The 600-nt window shown below is 47.5% G+C and carries 2 protein-coding genes; both read left to right on the top strand.

Annotation, left to right across the window (positions count from 1 at the left end):
- The first annotated feature begins 66 nt into the window (after positions 1–66).
- Entirely contained in the window at positions 67–291 is a 225-nt protein-coding gene (locus tag R7E78_RS28310) for a hypothetical protein (protein ID WP_005482341.1), read from the top strand.
- A 27-nt stretch (positions 292–318) separates the two neighbouring features.
- The coding region (locus R7E78_RS28315) for a TadE/TadG family type IV pilus assembly protein (protein WP_318058904.1) at positions 319–600 on the top strand (282 nt) is incomplete at its 3' end.

The following is a 600-nucleotide window of genomic DNA, read 5'->3' on the forward strand; positions in this document are numbered from 1 at the left end:
CAGTACGGTTCGTCAGAAGGTGGCTCTGAGGGCAAGTTTGGGCACAGTCTATAAATGGAGAGCAAGATGAAAAGCATAATGATCATGACCATTTGTTTCACATCATTCGGCTTGTTTGGCTGTGCGAATGACCCTGATCTTGGAATCTCGGTAAGCCAATTGCGCGCAGAACAAACGCTAAATCCGGAAGCATGGTATGAAAACCTAGGTTATCTACCAGAAGGAAGCGGTGAGCGCACGCAGGTCAGCTTAGAGGTATACAACAATAACGGGGTAGCCAAAGAAAAGTAAGTGATTCGTTCACTTATAGGAGGGGCTATGCGAAGGAAAATGCAGACAGCAACAAGGCGAACCCAGAAAGGGATCACCTTGGTGCTCATCAGTATGGTTCTGCTGATTCTGTTAGGCGTCGCTGCGTTTGGTATTGATTTAAACCATCAAGTACTCAACAAAACACGCCTACAGAATGCGGTTGATACGGCGGCACTCGCCGGGGCTGTGGTTGCAGATAAAACGGAAGATGTTGATCAAGCTGAAGCTGCGGTTATCGCAACGCTAAGCAGCATCGCATCGGAATCAGGTAATACTGAACTGTCGTTT

It is taken from the genome of Vibrio sp. YT-19(2023) (assembly GCF_033337395.1).